At 71.0% G+C, this 20,714-nt stretch carries 15 protein-coding genes and 1 pseudogene; 7 read left to right on the forward strand and 9 right to left on the reverse strand.

What is annotated here, in order from left to right; translation table 11 throughout:
* Positions 1-41: 41 nt before the first annotated feature.
* Both ACZ50K_RS09770 and ACZ50K_RS09775 read right to left on the reverse strand, forming a co-directional pair.
* The gene (locus ACZ50K_RS09770) at positions 42-1,319 is read right to left on the reverse strand and encodes a L,D-transpeptidase (protein WP_468899808.1); all 1,278 of its coding nucleotides are present in this window, start codon (positions 1,317-1,319) and stop codon (positions 42-44) included.
* Between the two features lie 130 nt (positions 1,320-1,449).
* Positions 1,450-1,791, reverse strand: a complete 342-nt coding sequence (locus tag ACZ50K_RS09775) for a hypothetical protein (protein ID WP_468899811.1) — start codon at positions 1,789-1,791, stop codon at positions 1,450-1,452.
* A gap of 108 nt (positions 1,792-1,899) precedes the next feature.
* Here ACZ50K_RS09775 and ACZ50K_RS09780 point away from each other — a divergent pair, with 108 nt between their 5' ends.
* On the forward strand, positions 1,900-2,241 hold the full coding sequence (locus ACZ50K_RS09780; protein ID WP_468899814.1) for a hypothetical protein: 342 nt from the start codon (positions 1,900-1,902) through the stop codon (positions 2,239-2,241).
* Positions 2,242-2,354: 113 nt separating this feature from the next.
* Here ACZ50K_RS09780 and hutH read toward each other — a convergent pair whose 3' ends face one another.
* From hutH to ACZ50K_RS09805, 5 genes are all read right to left on the reverse strand, one after another.
* The gene (gene hutH / locus ACZ50K_RS09785) at positions 2,355-3,896 is read right to left on the reverse strand and encodes a histidine ammonia-lyase (protein ID WP_468899929.1); all 1,542 of its coding nucleotides are present in this window, start codon (positions 3,894-3,896) and stop codon (positions 2,355-2,357) included.
* Between the two features lie 93 nt (positions 3,897-3,989).
* Complete coding sequence (locus ACZ50K_RS09790) at positions 3,990-5,105, reverse strand: GGDEF domain-containing protein (RefSeq protein WP_468899817.1); 1,116 nt, start codon at positions 5,103-5,105, stop codon at positions 3,990-3,992.
* A gap of 68 nt (positions 5,106-5,173) precedes the next feature.
* On the reverse strand, positions 5,174-5,983 hold the full coding sequence (locus ACZ50K_RS09795) for an enoyl-CoA hydratase/isomerase family protein (protein ID WP_468899819.1): 810 nt from the start codon (positions 5,981-5,983) through the stop codon (positions 5,174-5,176).
* A gap of 53 nt (positions 5,984-6,036) precedes the next feature.
* Positions 6,037-7,188, reverse strand: coding sequence for an adenylate/guanylate cyclase domain-containing protein (locus tag ACZ50K_RS09800; RefSeq protein WP_468899822.1), 1,152 nt, complete (start codon positions 7,186-7,188; stop codon positions 6,037-6,039).
* A gap of 193 nt (positions 7,189-7,381) precedes the next feature.
* On the reverse strand, positions 7,382-8,263 hold the full coding sequence (locus ACZ50K_RS09805; protein WP_468899825.1) for a biotin--[acetyl-CoA-carboxylase] ligase: 882 nt from the start codon (positions 8,261-8,263) through the stop codon (positions 7,382-7,384).
* A 143-nt stretch (positions 8,264-8,406) separates the two neighbouring features.
* On the opposite strand from ACZ50K_RS09805, the gene ACZ50K_RS09810 reads away from it, so the two are divergent.
* The 4 genes from ACZ50K_RS09810 to ACZ50K_RS09825 all read left to right on the forward strand — a co-directional run bounded on the left by ACZ50K_RS09810 (position 8,407) and on the right by ACZ50K_RS09825 (position 11,118).
* Complete coding sequence (locus tag ACZ50K_RS09810; protein ID WP_468899828.1) at positions 8,407-10,002, forward strand: acyl-CoA carboxylase subunit beta; 1,596 nt, start codon at positions 8,407-8,409, stop codon at positions 10,000-10,002.
* A 32-nt stretch (positions 10,003-10,034) separates the two neighbouring features.
* The gene (locus tag ACZ50K_RS09815) at positions 10,035-10,241 is read left to right on the forward strand and encodes an acyl-CoA carboxylase epsilon subunit (protein WP_468899831.1); all 207 of its coding nucleotides are present in this window, start codon (positions 10,035-10,037) and stop codon (positions 10,239-10,241) included.
* Between the two features lie 85 nt (positions 10,242-10,326).
* On the forward strand, positions 10,327-10,461 hold the full coding sequence (mmpB, locus tag ACZ50K_RS09820; protein ID WP_468899834.1) for a morphogenic membrane protein MmpB: 135 nt from the start codon (positions 10,327-10,329) through the stop codon (positions 10,459-10,461).
* A gap of 51 nt (positions 10,462-10,512) precedes the next feature.
* Positions 10,513-11,118, forward strand: coding sequence for a nucleoside triphosphate pyrophosphatase (locus ACZ50K_RS09825; RefSeq protein WP_468899837.1), 606 nt, complete (start codon positions 10,513-10,515; stop codon positions 11,116-11,118).
* Here the strand turns inward: ACZ50K_RS09825 and ACZ50K_RS09830 are convergent.
* Entirely contained in the window at positions 11,099-11,545 is a 447-nt protein-coding gene (locus tag ACZ50K_RS09830) for a hypothetical protein (RefSeq protein WP_468899839.1), read from the reverse strand. The two genes, ACZ50K_RS09825 and ACZ50K_RS09830, sit on opposite strands and share 20 nt — an antisense overlap.
* Positions 11,546-11,852: 307 nt before the next feature.
* Between ACZ50K_RS09830 and ACZ50K_RS09835 the strand changes: the two genes are divergently transcribed.
* Complete coding sequence (locus ACZ50K_RS09835; protein WP_468899841.1) at positions 11,853-13,616, forward strand: acetyl/propionyl/methylcrotonyl-CoA carboxylase subunit alpha; 1,764 nt, start codon at positions 11,853-11,855, stop codon at positions 13,614-13,616.
* 81 nt (positions 13,617-13,697) lie between these two features.
* On the opposite strand, the gene ACZ50K_RS09840 is transcribed toward ACZ50K_RS09835, so the two are convergent.
* Positions 13,698-18,632: an FG-GAP-like repeat-containing protein gene (locus tag ACZ50K_RS09840; protein ID WP_468899844.1), complete on the reverse strand. Its 4,935-nt coding sequence runs from the start codon at positions 18,630-18,632 to the stop codon at positions 13,698-13,700.
* A gap of 502 nt (positions 18,633-19,134) precedes the next feature.
* Here ACZ50K_RS09840 and ACZ50K_RS09845 point away from each other — a divergent pair.
* Positions 19,135-20,714 (forward strand): annotated as a pseudogene (locus ACZ50K_RS09845) (RHS repeat protein); the annotation flags it as partial.

The following is a 20,714-nucleotide window of genomic DNA, read 5'->3' on the forward strand; positions in this document are numbered from 1 at the left end:
CCTTGCGGGCCCGGGAAACCCCGTCGGGGGAGCCGTTCGGATCAGAGGGCGGAGCCGGCCTGCCAGTCGGCCCAGTCCATGTTCCAGCCGTTGAGGCCGTTGTCCGGCTTGATGGTCTTGTCCGGGGAGTTGACCACGGTGACCACGTCGCCGATGAGGGAGCTGTCGAAGAACCAGGCGGCCGGCTGGCCCGGGTCGCCCGCGCCCTTGGCGTCGTTCAGACCCACGCAGCCGTGGCTGGTGTTGACGCTGCCGAAGATGGAGTCGCTGCCCCAGTAGTTGCCGTGGATGAAGGTGCCGGAGGTCGACAGCCGCATGGCGTGCGGGACGTCCTTGATGTCGTACTCGCCCTTGCCGTCGTCGTCCGTGAAGCCGACGGTGGCGCCGTTCATCCGGGTCTCCTTGAACTTCTCGGAGATCACCATCTGACCGTTGTAGGTCGGGGTCTCCGGGGAACCGGCGGAGATCGGGATGGTCCTGACGACCTGTCCGTCCCGCTTGACGGTCATCTTCTTGGTCTTGGCGTCGACCACCGAGACCTGGCTGCGGCCGATGTGGAAGGTGGCGGTGCGGTCCTGGACGCCGACCACTCCGGGCGCGCCCTCGACCCCGTCGAGCTTCATCTTCAGCGTGACGGTGGAGTTGGCCTCCCAGTACTCCTCGGGCCGGAAGTCCAGCCGCTGGGAGTTGAACCAGTGGCCGACGACCTCCTGGCCGCTGGTGGAGCTGACCGTGATCGCCGACTGGACGGCCTTGCGGTCCTTGATCGGCTTGTTGAAGTTGATCGAGACCGGCATGCCGACGCCGACCTTCTGACCGTCCTCGGGGGTGAACGAGCCGATGAAGCTGTTCTCCGGGGAGACGGTGGTGAAGGAGGCGTTCTCGTGGGCCTCGCGGCCCTCGGAGTCCTTGGCGGTGGCCGACAGCGCGTACTTGGTGGAGCGCTTGAGGCTGGCGGACGGCTTCCAGCTCTTGCCGTCGGCGGAGATCTTCCCGTCGACCGCGGTGCCCTCGGAGGACTTCATCTCCACCTTGGTGAGGGTGCCGTCGCTCACCGTGACCTTGGTGTCCGAGTTGAGTCCGACGTTGGTGGCGCCGTCCTTGGGCGCGATGGCTATTCGGGCCTGCGAGGTGTCCTTCGCGGCCGCCGCGTCGACGTCCGCCTGGGACTTGCCGGTCGCCTCGCCGCTGCCCTTGGGGGTACCGCCGTCGTCGCCGTCACTGCACGCCGAGAGCACCAATACGCCACCGAGCAGGAGGGAGACGGCCGTCAGGCCCTTCTTCCGTCCCTTGCTGAACGTCCTCACACGCCACTCCATCGTTGCCGGATGCCCGGGAGCCCGCCCGGGACGGGCCCAAGGCAGGGGGCGCACCCCCCGCCTTGATCAGACAACGCGCACGAGCACCGGATCGGTTCCACATCCCGTCCGGATGTGGGCCACTCCACTGTCAGGCGTTGTCGTCCTCTTCTTCGAATACCCCATCTTCCTCGTCCATGTCCCACTCCAGGGACTCGGGGTCGTATTCGACGGGTTCGGTGCTCCAGGATGCCTGGGCGAGGTCCACTCCGGGGATGTCTGCGACCAGGTCGGTGGGGTCCACCAGGTAGGCCAGGGCTTCCGCTTCGTCCTCGCGGACGGCCGACTCGGCGTGGCCGCGCTCCTCGTCGGGCATGAACTCGTCGGTCCTGATGTGGTCGAGGGCCGCTCCGGTGAGTGCATCCGGATCGGACACCTCCAGTACCAGATCGACACGAAGGCGGACGTATCGGACCGTATCTGATGTCTCCATACGACGGAGCGTAAGGCTGGCGGCCACCCCGACTTCCCCACGACCCGCCCCTTTGCTTAGCATCGGCGCACACGGCCAATTCGCTGCTGCCACAAGGGGGATCGAACCGTGTCCGCACGTCGACCGCTGCTCACCGCCCTCGGGGCGACCACCCTCCTCGGCGCCCTCTGGTTCGTCCCTTCCGCCAATGCCACCGCGCCGGAGCACCCCGGCGCGCCCCGGGACTCCCTGCGCGCCCTCGGAGCCCAGGGTGTCCAGGGATCCCACGGCGCGCAGAGCGTCCAGGGCACCCGGGACACCCAGTCCATCGCTTCCGCTTCGGTCCGGCCGCTGGCGCTGGCCGACACCGGCGGGATGGACACCACCCCGCTGGTCTTCGGCGGGATGGCCTCTCTGGGGGTCGGGGCCGGGTTCGTGGTGTTCTCGGCCCGCCGCTCGCGCCGGACCTGAGCGCCCGGACCCGAGGGCCGGACCCGAGGGCCCGCACACGGAGAGGAGGGGCCGCCCCGCGCGTCGTGCGCGGGACGGCCCCTCCTTCAGTTCGGGGTCCTCGGGGCGGCCGGTCAGGCCAGCGGGCCGGTGACCCGCTCCACCGCCTCGACCAGTCCGCCGCGGCGGACGAACTCCTCGGCGGCGGCCAGGTCCGGGGCCAGGAACCGGTCCGGGCCGGGGCCCGCCACACCCGCCGCGCGGGCGGCGTCGATGGCCGCCCGGGAGGCGGGGGCCGGGGTCAGCCCGTGGCGCAGTTCGATGCCGCGGGTGGCCGCGTACATCTCGATGGCGACGATCCGGGTCAAGTTGTCGATGGAGGTGCGCAGCTTGCGGGCGGCGGACCAGCCCATCGAGACGTGGTCCTCCTGCATGGCGGAGGAGGGGATGGAGTCGGCGGAGGCCGGGACGGCCAGCCGCTTCATCTCGCTGACCAGGGCGGCCTGGGTGTACTGGGCGATCATCAGCCCGGAGTCCACGCCGGCGTCGTCGGCGAGGAAGGGCGGCAGCCCGTGCGAGCGGTTCTTGTCGAGCAGCCGGTCGGTGCGGCGCTCGGCGATGGAGCCGAGGTCGGCGGCGACGATGGCGAGGAAGTCCAGGACGTACGCCACCGGGGCGCCGTGGAAGTTGCCGTTGGACTCCACCCGCCCGTCGGGCAGCACCACCGGGTTGTCGACGGCGGCGGCCAGTTCGCGGGAGGCGACCAGCGCTGCGTGCGCGAGGGTGTCCCGGCCGGCGCCGGCCACCTGCGGGGCGCAGCGCACCGAGTAGGCGTCCTGGACCCGGGGGGCCTCGTCGTGCTGGAAGTGGCCGGTGAGTCCGGAGTCCTTCAGCACGGCGGCCATGTTGGCGGCGGAGGCGCCCTGGCCGGGGTGCGGGCGGATGGCGTGCAGTTCGGGGGCGAGCACCTTGTCGGTGCCGAGCAGCGCCTCCAGCGAGAGGGCTGCGGTGATGTCGGCGGAGGTGTAGAGCATCCGCAGGTCGGCGAGGGCCATGCAGAGCATGCCGAGCATGCCGTCGGTGCCGTTGAGGAGGGCCAGGCCCTCCTTCTCGCGGAGTTCGACGGGGGTGATCCCGTGTTCGGCGAGGAGCTCCCCGGCGGGGCGGAGGGTGCCGTCGGGGCCCTCGGCGTCGCCCTCTCCCATCAGGGTGAGGGCGCAGTGCGAGAGCGGGGCGAGGTCTCCGGAGCAGCCGAGGGAGCCGTACTCGTGGACCACCGGGGTGATCCCGGCGTTGAGGACGTCGGCCATGGTCTGGGCGACCTCGGGGCGGACGCCGGTGTGCCCGGAGGCCACCGTCTTGAGGCGGAGGAACATCAGCGCGCGGACGACCTCGCGCTCGACCCGGGGGCCCATGCCGGCCGCGTGCGAGCGGACGATGTTGCGCTGGAGCTGGGCCCGCAGGTCCGGGGAGATGTGCCGGGTGGCCAGGGCGCCGAAGCCGGTGGACACCCCGTAGACGGGTTCGGGCTTGGCGGCGAGCGTGTCCACGATGGCGCGGGCCCGGCCGAGGGCCGCCACGGCTTCGGCGGACAGCTCGATCCGTGCGTTGCCGCGGGCCACGGCGATGACGTCCTCGGCGGTGGTCCCGGACGTCCCCACCACGACAGTGTGCATATCCATATTCAGCACCCTACGGACTGAATCCCAACATGTCACTAGGTGATCGGGGCCGGCCTCGGGAGCCGCCCCCGACCGGCCCGGCGGACCTCAGCCGCGGCCGCGGAACCGGCGGCGGTCCGCCGAGCCGGTCGGGGCGGCGTCGGCCAGCGGCACCACCGCGGTGTCCCGCCCCGCCACCACCGGTTTCGGCGCACGCGCCGCCTTCGCCTTGTACTGGGCCGCGTCCGCCAGCCGGAACAGCCGCCGCGAGGACCGCACCGGCCCGATCTCGTCCCCGGTGGAGGCCACCCCGCAGGCCACCCCCTCCCCCAGCTCCAGCTCGCCGGCCCGGGCGCACAGCAGCTCCGCCGCCCGCACCACCTCGTCGGCCGACGGGCCCACCGAGACCAGACAGAACTCGTCCCCGCCCAGCCGGGCCGCCAGGGCGCCCGGCAATATCGCCCCGCACAGGCTCAGCACCGACCCGAACCGCTCCAGCAGCCGGTCGCCCATCTCGTGCCCGAGGGTGTCGTTGACCTTCTTCAGCCCGTTCAGGTCGCAGACCACCAGGCTGACCACCAGCGCCGCGTCCGACCGGTGCCGCTCCAGCGCCTCGTCGAGGCGCATGTCCACCGCCCGCCGGTTCGCCAGCCCGGTCAGCGGATCGGTGAAGGCCAGCCGCCGGGCCTCCTCCAGCCGCTCGTTCTGCGCCAGCCCGGCCGCCACCACGGCGGCCAGCACCGTCGCGAACTCCGCGTCCTCCGCGCCGAACCCGGGCAGTCCCGCGTCCCGCGCCACGTACAGCTCGCCCCAGGCCCGGCCGCTCAGCACCACCGGGGCGACCACACAGCTGCCGCGGCCGCGCCGGCGGAGCGCCTCGCCGCGCCGACCGGGCCGGCCGCCGGCCGCGTTCTCCACCCAGGCGTGCGGGCCGCCGCCGCCCACCCAGCGCTCGTGCAGGAACTCGGTGATCTCCGGGAAGTCGTGCACGGGATAGGACTCGTCGGCCGGGAACTCCTCCTCACCGGCCCGCCGCGCCCCCTCGTTGACCAGCACCCGCAGCCGGCCCCGCTCCCGCTCCCAGGCCGAGATCGCCGCGAACGAGCCGTACATGGCCGTCCGCGCGCCCCGGGCCGCCGCCCGCACACTGTCCTGCGGCGTGTGCGCCGCCGCCATGGCCTGAGCCAGGCCCACCACGGCTCGCAGCCGCCCGTCGACTCCCATCACCCCACACTAGGGGTTTTATCCGATTTGGTATCGATTGATACCACCGGCGGGGGCGGGCGCCTCGGCTACTCCCCCGGCCAGTTCGGCTTCCGCTTCTCGTTGAACGCCGCCACGCCCTCGGCCCGGTCCCCGGAGAAGGCCACCGTCCGCCAGGCCGCGTCCTCGATCTCCAGACCGGCGGCCAGGTCCATCCCGTGCCCCAGCCGCAGCGCCCGCTTGGCCGCCCGCAGCCCCACCGGGGAGTTCACCGCCATCCGCCCGGCCAGCTCCAGCGCCTCCTCCCGGTCCCGGCCGGCCGGCACCAGGACGTCCACCAGCCCGAGCCCGGCGGCCTCCGCGGCCTCCACCCGGCGGGCCGTGAAGATCAGCTCGGCCGCCCGGGCGGCGCCCACCCGGCGCGGCAGCAGCTGGGTGCCGCCACCGCCGGGGATCACCCCGACCGACACCTCCGGCAGCCCGACCACCGCCGACTCGTCCGCCACGATCACGTCGCAGGCCAGCGCCAGCTCGAAGCCGCCGCCCAGCGCGAACCCGTGCACCGCCGCGATCGTCGGCATCGGCAGCTCCAGCACCCCGCCGTAGGCGCCCCGGGCGGTGGGCCGCTGCCGCACCAGCTCGGCGTCCGACAGCGAGTTCCGCTCCTTGAGGTCCGCCCCCACGCAGAAGGCCCGCTCATGGGTGGAGGTCAGCACCACCACCCGGGCGGACGGGTCCGCGGCCAGCGCCGCACAGGCCGTACCGATCGAACGGGCCATCTCCGTGGACACCGCGTTCATCGCCTTGGGCCGGTCGAGCACCAGCTCCACGACCCCGTCGTCACCGTGCCGGCGCACCTCGACGAACTCCCCGAACCGCTGACCCGCAGACCCGCTCATGACCGCTTCCCTCCCGACCGACGACGGGCAGGTTAACGAGCGTTACCGTGCCCTCATCCGGGGATCTTAGAGGTACGGCGGGTCAGCAGCCAGGGCTCCACCACACCCAGCCCGCGCACCGGCCGCTGCCACATCGGCTGCAGCGCGAACCGGTAGGGCCGCTCCTCGGCGCCCCGCGCCTCCGCCTCCTTCTCCGACAGCGGCGCGTCACCCGCCCGGCCCAGCTCCTCGGCCAGCGCCCCGTCCACCAGCACCGCGTCCTTCGGGGCTATCGAGGTCAGCCGGCTGGCCAGGTTCACCGTGGTCCCGAACACGTCGCCCATCCGGGTCGTCACCGTGCCGAAGGCGATCCCGACCCGGAGCTCCGGCATCGAGGCATCCGCCTCCATGGTCTCGATCAGCCGCAGCGCGATCTCCGCCGCCGTCCCCGGCTCGTCCGCGCAGTAGAGCACCTCGTCGCCCAGCGTCTTGATCAGCCGGCCGCCGTGCGCCGCCACCAGGTCCGCGGCCGTGGTCTCGAAGGCCTCGACCAGCTCGCCGAGCTCCTCCTCCTCCAGCCGCCGGGTCAGCCGGGTGAACCCGACCAGGTCCGCGAAGCCCACCGCCAGCCGGCGGTCCACCATCTCCTCGTCGTCCGCGGCCTGCACCACCCGGCCGGTGGCCGCCGCCAGCTGCCGCCGCCAGACGTAGACCAGGAACTCCTCCAGCTCCGGCAGCAGCAGCTCCACCAGCGGATACGTCACCTCGGTACGGGTCATCCCCGGCTCCGGCGGCTCCGTCAGCCCCTCCAGGAACGAGTCGATCTGCCACTCGGCCAGCCGGGCCGTGGTCTGCCCGGTCGACCGGGCCACCTGCACCGCCATCGGCTCGCTCAGCAGCCCCGCCTCCACCAGACCGGCCAGCCGGCGCAGCGCCAGCACGTCCGCCTCGGTCAGCGCCTTCGCCTGCCCGATGTCCGCGAACCCCATGGCCCGCCAGAACCGGGAGGCCAGCTCCATCGACACCCCGGCACTGCGGGCCGCCTGGAAGGGGGTGTAGCGGCGCTCGGCGCCGAGGATCAGCTGCTCCAGCCGGATGGCCAGGGGATCCGCCGTGGGCTGCGCCGTGTGGTCCACCTCGTGCATCGGAGTGTGCTGGTCACGCCCGATGGGCGTGACAGGGCCGGGGGGAGCGGACGCGCCGGAACCTGTGTCGTCGACGGTCAAGGGCCGCCTCCTGTCATTCCGTGCGCCATGCCCTGCCGAACCGGTAGATCACCGAGACCACCGGGATCGCCTAAACCATACGGCAGGTGTGCCGTAGCTCACTCGCCGTCCCCTGTTCCGGTGCCCCCCGGAAGGGCCCCGGCTCCCCCGGCGCCCCGGCGGGAGCGCCGGAGCACCGGGTGCGCCGAACGGGTCAGTGCACCGACCGCAGGTGGATCACGTCGCCCGCGCCGACCGCCTCCCGGACCCCGTCCGCCGTCCGCACCACCAGCCGGCCGTCCGCGTCCACCGCCTCCGCGGTGCCGGTCAGCTCCCGGCCGCCGGGCAGCTCCGCCCGGACGTGCCGGCCGAGGGTGGCGCAGCCCGCCGCGTAGGTCTCCTGGAGGCCACTGGCCGCCGGGTCGCCGCCGGCCGCGCGCCAGCGCCCGTACCAGTCCTCCAGGGACCGCAGCACGGCCTTCAGGAGCGGCTCCCGGTCGGTCACCGCGGCCTTCGCCAGGGCCAGCGAGCCGGCCGAGGGCACCGGCAGCTCGTCCTCCGTGAGCGTGACGTTCAGACCGATCCCGATGACGATCCCGCCGGCCGAGCCGCCGTCCCCGGGAGCGCCCGGCGCCCGCTCGGCCAGGATCCCGCCGGCCTTCCGCTCCGCGCCGTCCACGGTCACCAGCAGGTCGTTGGGCCACTTGAGTGCCGTGTCCACCCCGGCGGCCCGGGACAGCCCGGTCGCGGTGGCCACCCCGGCCAGCAGGGTCAGCCAGGACCAGCGCTCCACCGGCACGTCCACCGGCTTCAGCAGCACGGAGAAGAACAGCCCGGAGCGGGCCGGAGCGACCCAGTCCCGGTCCAGCCGGCCGCGGCCCGCGGTCTGCTCCTCCGCGACCAGGACCGCGCCCTCCGCCAGCTCACCGGCCCGGGCCGCGAGGTCGGTGTTGGTCGATCCGGTGGAGTCGACGACCTCCAGGGAGGTCCACAGGCCGCCCTCGGTGACCAGGGCGCGGCGCAGCGGGGCGGCGGAGAGCGGCGGCCGGTCGAGGCTCGACCAGCGGCCGCCTGCTGATGCATCTGATGGCGTCATGCAAGCCACATTAGGTGTGTCAAACGCCGCACTGCCGTGCGGCATGCCCGCCACTACGCTACGCACCAGTAGCCAGCAGTAGTCAATCAATTGACCGATCAATTGACCAGGCAGTGGACACCACTCAGGGAGCCGCGACCCCGATGTCTCAACCCTCAGAGCCGATCGACATCCACACCACCGCGGGCAAGATCGCGGATCTGAAGCGCCGGATCGACAAGGCCACGCACGCCGGCTCGGCGCGGGCCGTGGAGAAGCAGCACGCCAAGGGCAAGCTGACGGCTCGTGAGCGGGTGGGCCTGCTCCTCGACGAGGGGTCCTTCGTCGAGCTCGACGAGCTGGCCCGGCACCGCTCGAACAGTTTCGGGCTGGAGAGGACCCGACCCTACGGCGACGGGGTGGTCACCGGCTACGGCACCGTGGACGGCCGCCCGGTGGCCGTGTTCTCGCAGGACTTCACGGTGTTCGGCGGGGCCCTCGGCGAGGTCTACGGCCAGAAGATCATGAAGGTGATGGACTTCGCGCTGAAGACCGGCTGCCCGGTGGTCGGGATCAACGACTCGGGCGGCGCGCGGATCCAGGAGGGCGTGATGGCCCTCGGCATGTACGGGGAGATCTTCCGCCGCAACACCCATGCCTCCGGGGTGATCCCGCAGATCAGCCTGGTGGTCGGGCCCTGCGCGGGCGGCGCGGTGTACTCCCCGGCGATCACCGACTTCACGGTGATGGTCGACCGGACCTCGCACATGTTCATCACCGGGCCGGACGTCATCAAGACGGTGACCGGCGAGGACGTGGGCTTCGAGGAGCTCGGCGGGGCCCGCACCCACAACACCACCTCGGGCGTGGCGCACCATCTGGCGGGTGACGAGAAGGACGCCATCGAGTACGTCAAGTCCCTCCTCTCCTACCTCCCCTCGAACAACCTGTCGGAGCCGCCGGCCTTCCCCGAGGAGGCCGACACCGAGGTCTCGGACACCGACCGGGAGCTGGACGTACTGATCCCGGACAGCGCGAACCAGCCGTACGACATGCACCGGGTGCTGGAACACGTCCTGGACGAGGGCGAGTTCCTGGAGACCCAGGCCCTTTTCGCGCCGAATATCCTGACCGGTTTCGGCCGGGTCGAGGGCCACCCGGTGGGGATCGTCGCCAACCAGCCGATGCAGTTCGCCGGCTGTCTGGACATCGACGCCTCGGAGAAGGCCGCCCGGTTCGTGCGGACCTGCGACGCCTTCAACGTGCCGGTGCTGACCTTCGTGGACGTGCCGGGCTTCCTGCCGGGCGTGGACCAGGAGTACGGCGGCATCATCCGGCGCGGCGCCAAGCTGATCTACGCCTACGCCGAGGCCACCGTCCCGCTGATCACCGTGATCACCCGCAAGGCCTTCGGCGGGGCGTACGACGTGATGGGCTCCAAGCACCTGGGTGCGGACCTGAACCTGGCCTGGCCGACCGCGCAGATCGCGGTGATGGGCGCGCAGGGCGCGGTGAACATCCTGCACCGGCGGGCCATCGCGGAGGCGGAGGCCGCCGGGGAGGCCGAGGAGACCCGGGCCCGGCTGATCGCCGAGTACGAGGACACCCTGCTGAACCCGTACACGGCGGCCGAGCGCGGCTACGTGGACGCGGTGGTACTGCCCTCCGAGACCCGGGCACACATCGTGAAGGGGCTGCGGCAGCTGCGGACCAAGCGGGAGTCGCTGCCGCCGAAGAAGCACGGGAACATCCCCCTCTAGCACGTCCCGTCCAGGGCCCAGGGAGGTCTTCGGTGATCAAGGTAGTCAAGGGGAACCCGACCCCGGAGGAGCTGGCCGCCGCACTGGCGGTGGTCCAAGTGCGCGCGGCGGCGCTGGCAGCGGCCCCGCCGGGCGCGCCGGGCGGTCCCGGACGGTGGTCGGATCCGGCCGGGGTGGCGCGCGGCCGGCTGCCGCGGCCGGGGCCGCGGGCCTGGGCCCGTACGTACTGGCCCGGCTGACCGGGCGTCGGCCGGACGGTCCGGGGCGGCGGTTGAGTACCCGTACTCAGGCGCCGCCCCCGGGTCCGCGGGCAGGATCGGGGGCATGCTGTGGTCCGATCCCGAGAACGAGCCGCCCGAGGACATGCGCGAGGCTCAGGCGATGGTGCGCCGGCTGACCGTGATCCTCGCCGTGGCGATGCTGGTGCTGGTCTACGTGCTGGGCGTGGGCGGCTTCTGAGGCCGCCCGCGGGGCCCCTGCGGCCCCCGAGGCCCCCCTACGATGGCGAGCATGACTGCCGAACCGCGCGCCCTGATCCTCGCCTCCGCGTCCCCCGCCCGGCTCAACCTGCTGCGGCAGGCGGGGCTGACCCCGCATGTGATCGTCAGCCACTTCGACGAGGACTCGGTGACGGCGGACAGCCCCTCCGAGCTGGCGCTGGCGCTGGCCGAGGCCAAGGCGGCCGTGGTGTCCGGGCTGCCGGAGGCCGCCGGGGCGCTGGTGATCGGCTGCGATTCGGTGCTGGAGCTGCACGGGGAGGCGCTGGGCAAGCCGGCCGACGCGGAGGAGGCCACGGCCCGCTGGAAGGCGATGCGCGGGCGGGCCGGAGTCCTGCGGACGGGACATTGCGTGGTGGACGCGGCGTCGGGCCGTCAGGTGTCGGCGACGGCCTCCACCACGGTCCGGTTCGGGGAGCCGACGGATGCGGAGGTCGCGGCGTACGTGGCGAGCGGGGAGCCGCTGCACGTGGCCGGGGCGTTCACCCTGGACGGCCTGTCCGCCCCGTTCGTCGACGGGATCGACGGGGACCACGGGAACGTGATCGGGCTCTCGCTGCCGCTGCTGCGCTCGCTGCTGGGGGAACTGGGCGTGTCCATCACGGACTTGTGGGCGTGACCGGGGCGGGGACGGCCTGCGGCCCCTTGGGCGCCCGGGCGGCCGGGTAGAGCACCAGGCTCAGCACCAGCAGGCACAGGATCACCATCAGGGCGGCGAAGGCGGTCCAGCCGACCAGGCCGACCACCAGGGCGCCCAGGACGATGTGGGTGACGGCGGCACCGACCAGGACCATCCTCGGCACCTTGCCGGGGGCCCGGTCCCGGACGGCCGCCACGGCGAGCAGGACGGCGCAGAAGATCAAGAACGCCCCCATCCCGGCTCCCAGGGCGTAGGTTGCCTTAGACATGACATCCGGATCGCTGCCGGCGATCGACATCGACTGACTGTCGGTGGTCCGGCCCAGCACGACGTGGACGAGGACGAGGAGCGCCGCTTCCGCGACGAGCACGAGGGCGGCCGCTCCGGCCACCAGTCTGCGCAGCATGCACGGAGGCTACTAACGGGTAAACCACGGGACAAGGGTCTGTACGCAGGCAAAGAATGATCGGGGCGTTCGTAGGGACCCCACAAAGAATCGTCGAGGGCCGATGCGCGTGCGCACAGAGACCTTGACCACACGACAGGGCTAGTGTGCCGGTGGGGATGCCCCCGACCTGGGGCGCCACAAGGGTTCTCGGAACTCGAACCGGCCTCGAATAACGCTCTGTGTGGGCAAGCTCACCTCTGGAGACGGGTCGAAAGCCCGTGTCGGCTGTCCCTAAACTCAGCTTGTTTCAAAGGAGGGAGCCATCGTGCGCAAGGTGCTTATCGCCAACCGAGGCGAAATCGCTGTCCGCGTTGCCCGGGCCTGCCGGGACGCCGGGATCGCGAGCGTAGCCGTGTACGCCGATCCGGACCGGGACGCTCTGCACGTCCGCGCGGCCGACGAGGCCTTCGCGTTGGGCGGTGACACCCCGGCCGCCAGCTACCTGGACATCGCGAAGGTCCTGCAGGCCGCAGCCGATTCCGGTGCGGACGCCATCCATCCCGGATACGGCTTCCTCTCCGAGAACGCCGAATTCGCGCAGGCGGTCCTCGACGCGGGCCTGACCTGGATCGGCCCGCCGCCGCAGGCCATCCGCGACCTGGGTGACAAGGTCGCCGCCCGGCACATCGCCCAGCGGGCCGGCGCCCCGCTGGTGGCCGGAACCCCAGACCCGGTGTCCGGCGCGGACGAGGTCGTGGCCTTCGCCAAGGAGCACGGCCTGCCCATCGCCATCAAGGCCGCCTTCGGCGGTGGCGGACGCGGACTCAAGGTCGCCCGGAACCTCGAAGAGGTCCCCGAGCTCTACGACTCCGCGGTCCGCGAGGCCGTCGCCGCCTTCGGGCGCGGCGAGTGCTTCGTCGAGCGCTACCTGGACAAGCCGCGGCACGTGGAGACCCAGTGCCTGGCCGACTCCCACGGCAACGTGGTGGTCGTGTCCACCCGTGACTGCTCGCTCCAGCGCCGGCACCAGAAGCTGGTCGAGGAGGCCCCTGCCCCGTTCCTGTCGGAGGCCCAGAACGCCGAGCTGTACGCGGCGTCCAAGGCCATCCTGAAGGAGGCCGGCTACGTCGGCGCGGGCACCGTCGAGTTCCTGGTGGGCGTCGACGGCACCATCTCCTTCCTTGAGGTCAACACCCGCCTCCAGGTCGAGCACCCGGTCACCGAGGAGGTCACCGGCATCGACCTGGTCCGCGAGATGTTCCGGATCGCCGACGGGGAGGAGCTCGGCTACGACGACCCGCCGATGCGCGGCCACTCCTTCGAGTTCCGCATCAACGGCGAGGACCCGGGCCGCAACTTCCTGCCCGCCCCCGGCACCGTCACCCGTTTCGCCCCGCCGACCGGCCCGGGCGTCCGCCTGGACGCCGGCGTGGAGTCGGGCTCGGTCATCGGCCCCGCCTGGGACTCGCTGCTGGCCAAGCTGATCGTCACCGGCGCCACCCGCGAGCAGGCCCTCCAGCGGGCCGCCCGCGCGCTCGCCGAGTTCGAGGTGGAGGGCATGGCCACGGCCATCCCGTTCCACCGCGCGGTGGTCGCCGACCCGGCGTTCGGCCCGCTGGACGGCAGCCCGTTCACGGTCCACACCCGCTGGATCGAGACCGAGTTCGTGAACGAGATCCCCGCCTTCGCCGCTCCCGCGGCCGAGGACGTGGAGGACGAGCCGGGCCGCGAGACCGTGGTCGTCGAGGTCGGCGGCAAGCGCCTGGAGGTCTCCCTGCCCTCCTCGCTGGGCATGACCCTGGCCCGTACGGCCGCCGCCGGCGGTGCCAAGCCCAAGCGGCGCGCCGCCAAGAAGTCCGGCCCGGCCGCTTCCGGCGACACCCTCGCGTCCCCGATGCAGGGCACCATCGTCAAGGTCGCGGTGGAGGAGGGCCAGCAGGTCGCCGAGGGCGAGCTGATCGTGGTCCTGGAGGCCATGAAGATGGAGCAGCCGCTGAACGCCCACCGGGCCGGCACCGTCGTCGGCCTGGCGGCCGAGGTCGGCGCCTCCGTCACCTCGGGCGCGGTCATCTGCGAGATCAAGGACTGACCTCCCCGGTACGACGAGGAAGCCCCCGCCCGGGCGAACCGGGCGGGGGCTTCTTTCACTCACTGCGGCCGGACGGCCCGACTAGAAGGTGCCGGGGCTCGACTGCCAGGCCTTCAGCGGGTTCTCGAACCCGCCGTCGGCCTTGCCCTTGAAGACGCTGGCGGAAACCGCGCCGTCGCCGTGGTTGTAGACCACGGTGATGTCGTCCCGGCCGTCGTTGTCCGCGTCGGCGGACAGCGGCGGACCGGCCTCGTGGGCGTACCAGGAGCCGTGCGTGGTGGTCCAGCTCATGAAGTCCTCGGCGACCCCGCCGTCGGGCTTCCCGAGCAGGGTGAACAGCGCACCGCGGCCCTCGGTGTAGTCGTACATGATCGCGAGGTCGGCGCGGCCGTCCCCGTTGTAGTCGCCGGCGGTGAACCGGCTCTTGTTGTACTCCCAGTTGCCCGGCGAGCGGGTCCAGGAGGCCAACGGGGCGTTGAAGCCGCCGTCCGGCTTGCTCAGCAGGGTGTACGCGGTGACGGTGCCGTAGCCGAAGCCGTAGACCGCCACGATGTCGTCCCGGCCGTCGCCGTTGAAGTCACCGGCGACCTGGGTGGACTCGTTCCAGTACCAGGCGTTCTGCGCGGAGCGCCAGCTGCCGAACGAGGCGTTGAAGGAGCCGTCCGCCTTCGAGATGAAGGTGTGGGCACCGGTGGAGCCGCCGTGGTCGTAGAAGAACGCCACGTCGTCGCGCTTGTCGCCGTTGAAGTCACCGGCCACCAGCTTGGCCTTGCTCGGCTCCCAGCTGCCGGCCGGCGAGGCCGCGCTCTTGAGCTGCTCGAAGGTGCCGTCCGCCTTGGTGATGAAGGAGAACATGGCGTTCTGGCCGTTGGTGTAGTCGTACAGCGCGGCCAGGTCGTCGCGGCCGTCGCCGTTGTAGTCGCCGACCACCCAGCTGGACTGGCTGTAACGCCAGTTCCACCAGCCGCTGTTGAACACCATCTTCGGCTCGGTGAACTTGCCGTCCGCGGTGCCGTTCTGGGTGTAGATGGTGGTCATGTCGCCGCCGAAGTCGTACACGGTGGCGAGGTCGGAGCGGCCGTCGGCGTTGAAGTCACCGGTCAGCGAGGTCCGCAGGTTGGTGCTCTTGTCGTCGAACTTGTGCTCGACGCTGTTGCCGGTGTGGGCGTTGTGGCGGATGTAGCCGCCCCGGAAGTCCTCGCGGGGTCCGCCGAGGATGTCGTACTCGTCGGACTGCGGGTAGCCCAGGAAGCTCTTCTCGGCCCCCAGCGAGACCCACTTGTTGCGGATCGAACCGCGCACCGACCAGGCCTGGTAGTTGTACGTGGTCCAGTAGATGGACGCGGTGTCGGAGGTGTCGACGGACCGGCGGAAGTGGTTGAAGCGGCCGATCCCGTCCGCGTTGTTGGTCTCGTCGGTGCTCGGGTAGCCCAGGAAGGACGGACCGCCCAGCGCCAGGTACTTCGCGTAGATGGTGCCGTGGATCGACTGGCCGCCGGTGTTCGGGTGCCAGTAGATGGCACCGTTGCCGCCGGAACCGGTGAAGGTGGAGAACCAGCCCACCTCGTCGAAGGTGTTGTCCTCGTCGGAGGTCGGGTAGCCCAGGAAGCCGTTCTGGGCGCCCAGGCTCATCCACTTCTCGCGGATGCCGTTCATGACCACCCAGGCACCGGTGCTCGGGTGCCAGTAGATGGACACGTGGTCGTGGCCCACGCCGGCCGCGCGGAAGTGGACGTACTTGCCGCCGTCCGGGGTGTCCGTGACGTTGCCGGAGGGCTTGACCCAGTTGGCGCCGCCCTTGGCCTTGAACTTCGACAGGATCGGACCGCACAGCTGGTGCGTGCCCGAGACCGAGGAGGGGATGTTCTCGCAGGTGGTCCACGGGGTGCCGCTGGTGGCGACCTGACGGGCCGGCGCGAACACCGAGCCGTTGGTCAGCGTACGTCCCGGGATCTCCCGGATCACACCGTTGTTGTCCCGCGAGTACAGGTCGGCGAAGCCGTCCTTCTCGAAGTCGCCGACGCTGGTCAGGTGCGGATAGGCGGCGGCGGTGTAGCCGGTGCCGATGGAGCCGTCGCGCACGGCGGTGTCCGTGTACACGGACAGGTCCAGCGCGTGCTTGGCCGTGGTGTCGGTGCTCTTCTTGCTGGTGTACTGGTGGATCTTGCCGCTGACCTTGTCACGGGCCCAGACCTCGGGGAGCCCGTCACCGTTGAGGTCACCGGGGGCCGCCAGGGTGATGTTCTCCCAGTCGAGGTTCCCGAGCCGGACCGGGTCCAGGCCGCGGGGGGTGATCAGACCGGTCGGGGTGCCGAAGTACAGCCAGAGCTCGTTGCCGGACTTGATCAGCAGGTCGGGCGAGTCGTTGCGGTCGATCTTGCCGTCGCCGACGCCCGTGTCGGCCGCGATGTCGTCGTTGACGCTGGAGATCGCCACGACCTGCTCGGCGTTCTTCCAGCGGTTGTCCGCCGGGAAGCGGGCGGTCAGCTCGATGGCGTGTCCGTCGACCAGGTCCAGGCCGCCGTCACCGGTGCTGCGGTACGAGAACAGCTCGTTGACGGTCGGGTCGCCGGGGGACGGACGCAGGACGATCAGGTCCTCGTAGCCGTCCGCGTCCCAGCTGCCCCACTGGGTCAGCGACTTGGCGTTGGTGAAGTTGCCCTGGGCGGTCTTGCGCGGCACGCCGAAGGCGGCACCGCCCTTGCCCGGGACGAACCACAGCGAACCGTCGCCCGGGTCCACGCTCCAGATGTCGGCGTTGCCGTCACCGTTGGTGTCACCGTGCTCGTCCGGCACCGGCGGGCGCTTGGCGTAGTACTGGTACGCCGTGGTGTCCGAGCGGTTGCCCGCCGCGTCCAGGCTCCGCACGTACAGGGTGTGCGGACCGGCGGCGGTCGGCGTGTACTGCAGGGTCGCCGGCCCACCGGTGTGGCTCGCGTTCACGGAGCGCACGGTCGGGTCGCCGGAGGTGAACCAGTCGTACTTGACGACGTCGTCGACGCCGTTGGCCGTGAACGTGAAGTTGCCGGGGGTCCGCGCGTAGGTGGGGTTGGACGGGTTGTTCGCCGGGTACTCCGGCGAGCTCACCCCCGGCATCGAGGCGGGACGCGTGGTGTCGAGGTCGAAGACGCACTGCCCGGCCCAGGAGCCCGCGGAGTGGTTGTCCAGGCCGCGGACGTCCCAGCGGAACCGGGTACCGCCGTTGAGCTGCGACTTCGGGATGCGCAGCTGCGCCACGTTGCCGCTGGTGACCTGCACCTGCGGGCGCTGGATGGTGCCGTTGTAGTCGTTCTCCCGCCACCAGTTGAACTCGGCCCTGAGCAGGTTGTCGTCCGGGTCGCCGATCCAGGCGTTCAGCACGACCTCGTCGGTGGTGCCGATCTGACCGCCCTCACAGGGCACCCACGGGTTCATCCAGCGGTCCGTCACCGGGTTCGGCGGGGTGTTGAACTCGATGGAGATCCGAGCGCTGTCCGGGTTCAGCTTGCGCCAGGAGACGTCGACCACGTCATTGGCGGACTTCAGACCGAAGGTCCAGGCCGGCCAGTTCCAGCGGGCGGCGTCCGCGATCGCGGAGGTCACCTTCATCTCGATGAGGTCGCTGTCACCGGGGCAGTTGCGGCCACCGTAGGACTGACCGGAGGAGTCGACCATCCGCTTCCAGGCGGGCTGGTTGTTCCAGGTGGTGGAGCCGTTGATGCTGTCGGTGTCCCAGACCTGGATGTCACCGGACTTGCAGCTCCACGAACCGGCCGACTTCTGCTGGATCCTCAGGTCGGCGCCGAGGATCTGCTTGCCGGCCAGGCCGCCCATCGGCACCTGGAAGAAGGTCTTGGCGCAGACGACCGCGTTGCCCTTAGCGGCGTCCTTGGCGCAGCCGACGCGGGCTTCCTTGCTGAGGGTGCCGCCGTTCCAGTAGTTGGTGTTCGCCGAACCCGCGATCGCGTTGTGCTTGTAGGCGAGCGTGTAGGCGGACTTCCAGTAGTCCCAGGTCACCGGGTCGATGACCACCGGGAAGTCGGTGTCGGCGCCGGTGAGCAGTTTGCGGTCCGGGACCAGCGTCAGCTTGTCGTTCTTCAGCTGCACCCCGAGGTCGGCCTGACGGCTGCCGAGCGAGATGCCGTCGACGGCGGGCACCCGGTCGGCGACGCCGGCCGCGGCCCGCGCGGAGTCGGCCCCCGCGACCGACTTGGACGGGCTGTTCGCCGGGCTCTTGGCGCTCTTGGTGGCCGCCTTGGCCGCCGGGGCGGCAGCCGGGGGCTGATCGGCGCCCGAGTCCCACATCTGCGGCTTGCCGAAGCCGAACACCAGCTTGCCCGTGGCGTCGACCGCCTTGAGCCCGCCGTTGGTGTCCTTGCTGACCTTCAGGCCGTTGCCCTTGAGCCCGAAGTCGATGGAGTTGAGCTCCGGGTTGGCTGCGGCCTCGCGGTTCTTCACCACCAGCTGGTGCACGAACCCGGTGGCCTCGACGGCGATCCGCAGGTCGACGCCCTTCAGCACCTCCCGGTACGTGGCGCTGTCGCCCTCCAGGACCGGCGCGGGCAGCGCCTTCGGCCAGGTCAGCGTGATGTCCCGGCCGTCCCGGTGCATGACGGCGAGGGGGGACTTGCCGCCACCGGAGAAGCTGAGCCCGGCGATGGTCGCCTTGGGGACGATCCGCCCGTCCTTCTGCTTCACCAGGGTGGTGTCCAGCGGCACGAAGGCACCGCCCCGACGCACCCGGGTGGGCACCAGCGACTGCTCGGAGGTGAACGTCCCGTTCGGGTTCGCCCAGACCTCCTCGGTCTCCGAACGCTGCGAGACGATCTCGACCCGCTTGCCGGTCCGCTTCGCCTCGGCGGTGGCCTTGGCGGTCGCCTCCGCCTCGGTGACCTTGCTCTTGCCGTTGCTCTTGGCCTTGTCGGCCTTGGCCGCCTTGGCGGCCGCGGCCACCGCGGCCTGGGTGGCGACGGCCGGCACGGCCGCTTCCGCCACCGGTATCGCACCGATCAGGGCGGCGGCCATCGCCGTCGCCACGGTGAGTACGGGCGCCCTGCGCGAGGGCGGTGCTCCCGCGACGCGCTCACGCGTCGTGAAGGGTCTCACTGACTGAGTCCTCAGGGGTCGGGTTCCGGCAACCCCGCATGCGGGGTTGGCCGAAAAGTATCGACTGAACCTCTATGTGGAGGCTGACATTCAGCCACTCACAGACAGGTCACAGATGTTCGATTGATTTGTAGCACCTCGGAGCCCCCAAATTCGAGGCGATCCCACACAAGCGCGGCGCGGGAACCGGCCCTTTATCAAATGTTCAGCGGAACGCAAAATTCCGAATACAGCCCTCCGCTTACCTGGCTGGACCTGCCGGAACGCCCGAATTCCCCCTCGATCGCCCCACCCTCAAATCAACCTCAGATCCCACCCCCCGCTGTTAAATTCAGTCCGCATCACGGCCGACCGAACAGCGTCGGCCGCACCGATCCCAACGGGGGAGTGTTCGATTTTGAGAAGGACCCAGGCGGGCGCTATGCGCGCGCCTATGAGGCGTGTCTGGCGGTGGCCGATACCACTGCTGGCCACGACGCTGCTCGCGAGCGGTATGACGGTGATCGAGGCCTCGGCGGCCTCGGGTGCCAAGCTCCCGGGCCTGCAGAAGCTGACGAAGGTCACCGGTGAGGACGTGAAGGGCAAGCCCGCGAAGGGCCCTGCCGAGTCCGACCTGAAGGCGTGGAAGGGCGCTCCGAAGATCGCCTGGCCGGCGGCCGGGACGGCTGAAATAGCCCTGCCGGACGCTCCGGTGGCGCCGAAGACGGCGCTGAAGTCGGCCACGGCGGGTGCGTTCGGCCAGGCCGTGAAGGACGCCGGTCTGGCCGGGAAGCCGGTCAAGGCGGGCAAGCTCCCGGTGTCGGTCGCGGCTGTTGCTCCGGCGACGGTTCCGGCGGCGGCGAAGTCGAAGTCCTCGCTGGCTGCGAAGGCCCCGGCGGCGCCCGCGACGGGTGTGAAGGTGAAGGTCGACCTCCTCGACCAGACGGCGGCGAAGCGTGCCGGGCGTCCGGGCAACGTGTTCTTGAACGTGGCCCGCACCGATGCGGGCAAGACTGCCGCGCCGGTGTCGGTGGAGCTGGACTACAAGGCGTTCAAGAACGCCTACGGCGGCAGCTGGGGATCGCGCCTCCGCTTCACCGCCATCCCCTCCTGCGCCCTGACGACCCCGAAGCATCCCGACTGCCAGGGCAGCTTCCCCGTCACCACGCAGAACAACTACGAGACCGGCAAGCTGGTCGCCACCTTCGAAGCCCCCGCCAAGCCCGCTCCGCAGGCTCCCGGCAAGGCGCTGAAGTCGGCGTTCGCTTCCCCCGCCTCCTCGGGTGGCATGACCCTGGCGGCCGCTCCGGGCGCCCAGGGCGCCAACGGCTCCTTCAAGGCCACCTCGCTGAGCGCTTCGGGCTCTTGGCAGGCCGGTGGCTCCGCGGGTGACTTCTCCTGGTCCTACCCGCTGGACATCCCGGCTTCGCTGGGTGGTCCGAGCCCGTCGCTGTCCCTCGGCTATTCGAGCGCGAACATCGACGGCCGCACGAACGCCTCCGCTCAGCAGACGTCGTGGGTGGGTGACGGCTGGGACCTTGCCTCGAACTACATCGAGCGCGGTTACGTCCCGTGCAGCCAGGACAAGCGCGAGGGCTCCGGGTTCAACAACCCGAAGGACGACACCGGCGACCTCTGCCACGGCGCACCCATGGTCACCATGTCCCTCAATGGTGGCTCCACCGCCCTCGTCCTCGACGACACCACCAAGAAGTGGCGTCCCGCCAAGGACGACGGCTCGAAGATCGAGCAGCTGACGGGTGCCGACAACGGGGACAAGGAAGGCGACCACTGGCGGTTCACCAACCCCCAGGGCGTCCAGTTCTACTTCGGCCTGAACAAGCTGAACGGCTGGGCGGCGGGCAAGCCGGTCACGAACTCCACCTGGAACGTTCCGGTCTACGGCAACCACCCGGGTGAGCCCTGCTACAACGCCACCTTCGCGGATGCCGTCTGCAACCAGGCCTACCGCTGGAACCTCGACTACGTCGTCGACCCGCGCGGCAACGCGATGACGTACTGGTACCAGAAGGA

This window comes from Streptomyces sp. NPDC033845, assembly GCF_055576225.1.

Excerpts from the sequence above, each read along its gene's own strand:
- ACZ50K_RS09770 (WP_468899808.1), bottom strand. The coding sequence starts at position 1,319 with ATGGAGTGGCGTGTGAGGACGTTCAGCAAGGGACGGAAGAAGGGCCTG.
- ACZ50K_RS09775 (WP_468899811.1), bottom strand. The coding sequence starts at position 1,791 with ATGGAGACATCAGATACGGTCCGATACGTCCGCCTTCGTGTCGATCTG.
- hutH (WP_468899929.1), bottom strand. The coding sequence starts at position 3,896 with ATGCACACTGTCGTGGTGGGGACGTCCGGGACCACCGCCGAGGACGTC.
- ACZ50K_RS09790 (WP_468899817.1), bottom strand. The coding sequence starts at position 5,105 with ATGGGAGTCGACGGGCGGCTGCGAGCCGTGGTGGGCCTGGCTCAGGCC.
- ACZ50K_RS09795 (WP_468899819.1), bottom strand. The coding sequence starts at position 5,983 with ATGAGCGGGTCTGCGGGTCAGCGGTTCGGGGAGTTCGTCGAGGTGCGC.
- ACZ50K_RS09805 (WP_468899825.1), bottom strand. The coding sequence starts at position 8,263 with ATGACGCCATCAGATGCATCAGCAGGCGGCCGCTGGTCGAGCCTCGAC.
- ACZ50K_RS09810 (WP_468899828.1), top strand. The coding sequence starts at position 8,407 with ATGTCTCAACCCTCAGAGCCGATCGACATCCACACCACCGCGGGCAAG.
- mmpB (WP_468899834.1), top strand. The coding sequence starts at position 10,327 with ATGCTGTGGTCCGATCCCGAGAACGAGCCGCCCGAGGACATGCGCGAG.
- ACZ50K_RS09825 (WP_468899837.1), top strand. The coding sequence starts at position 10,513 with ATGACTGCCGAACCGCGCGCCCTGATCCTCGCCTCCGCGTCCCCCGCC.
- ACZ50K_RS09830 (WP_468899839.1), bottom strand. The coding sequence starts at position 11,545 with ATGCTGCGCAGACTGGTGGCCGGAGCGGCCGCCCTCGTGCTCGTCGCG.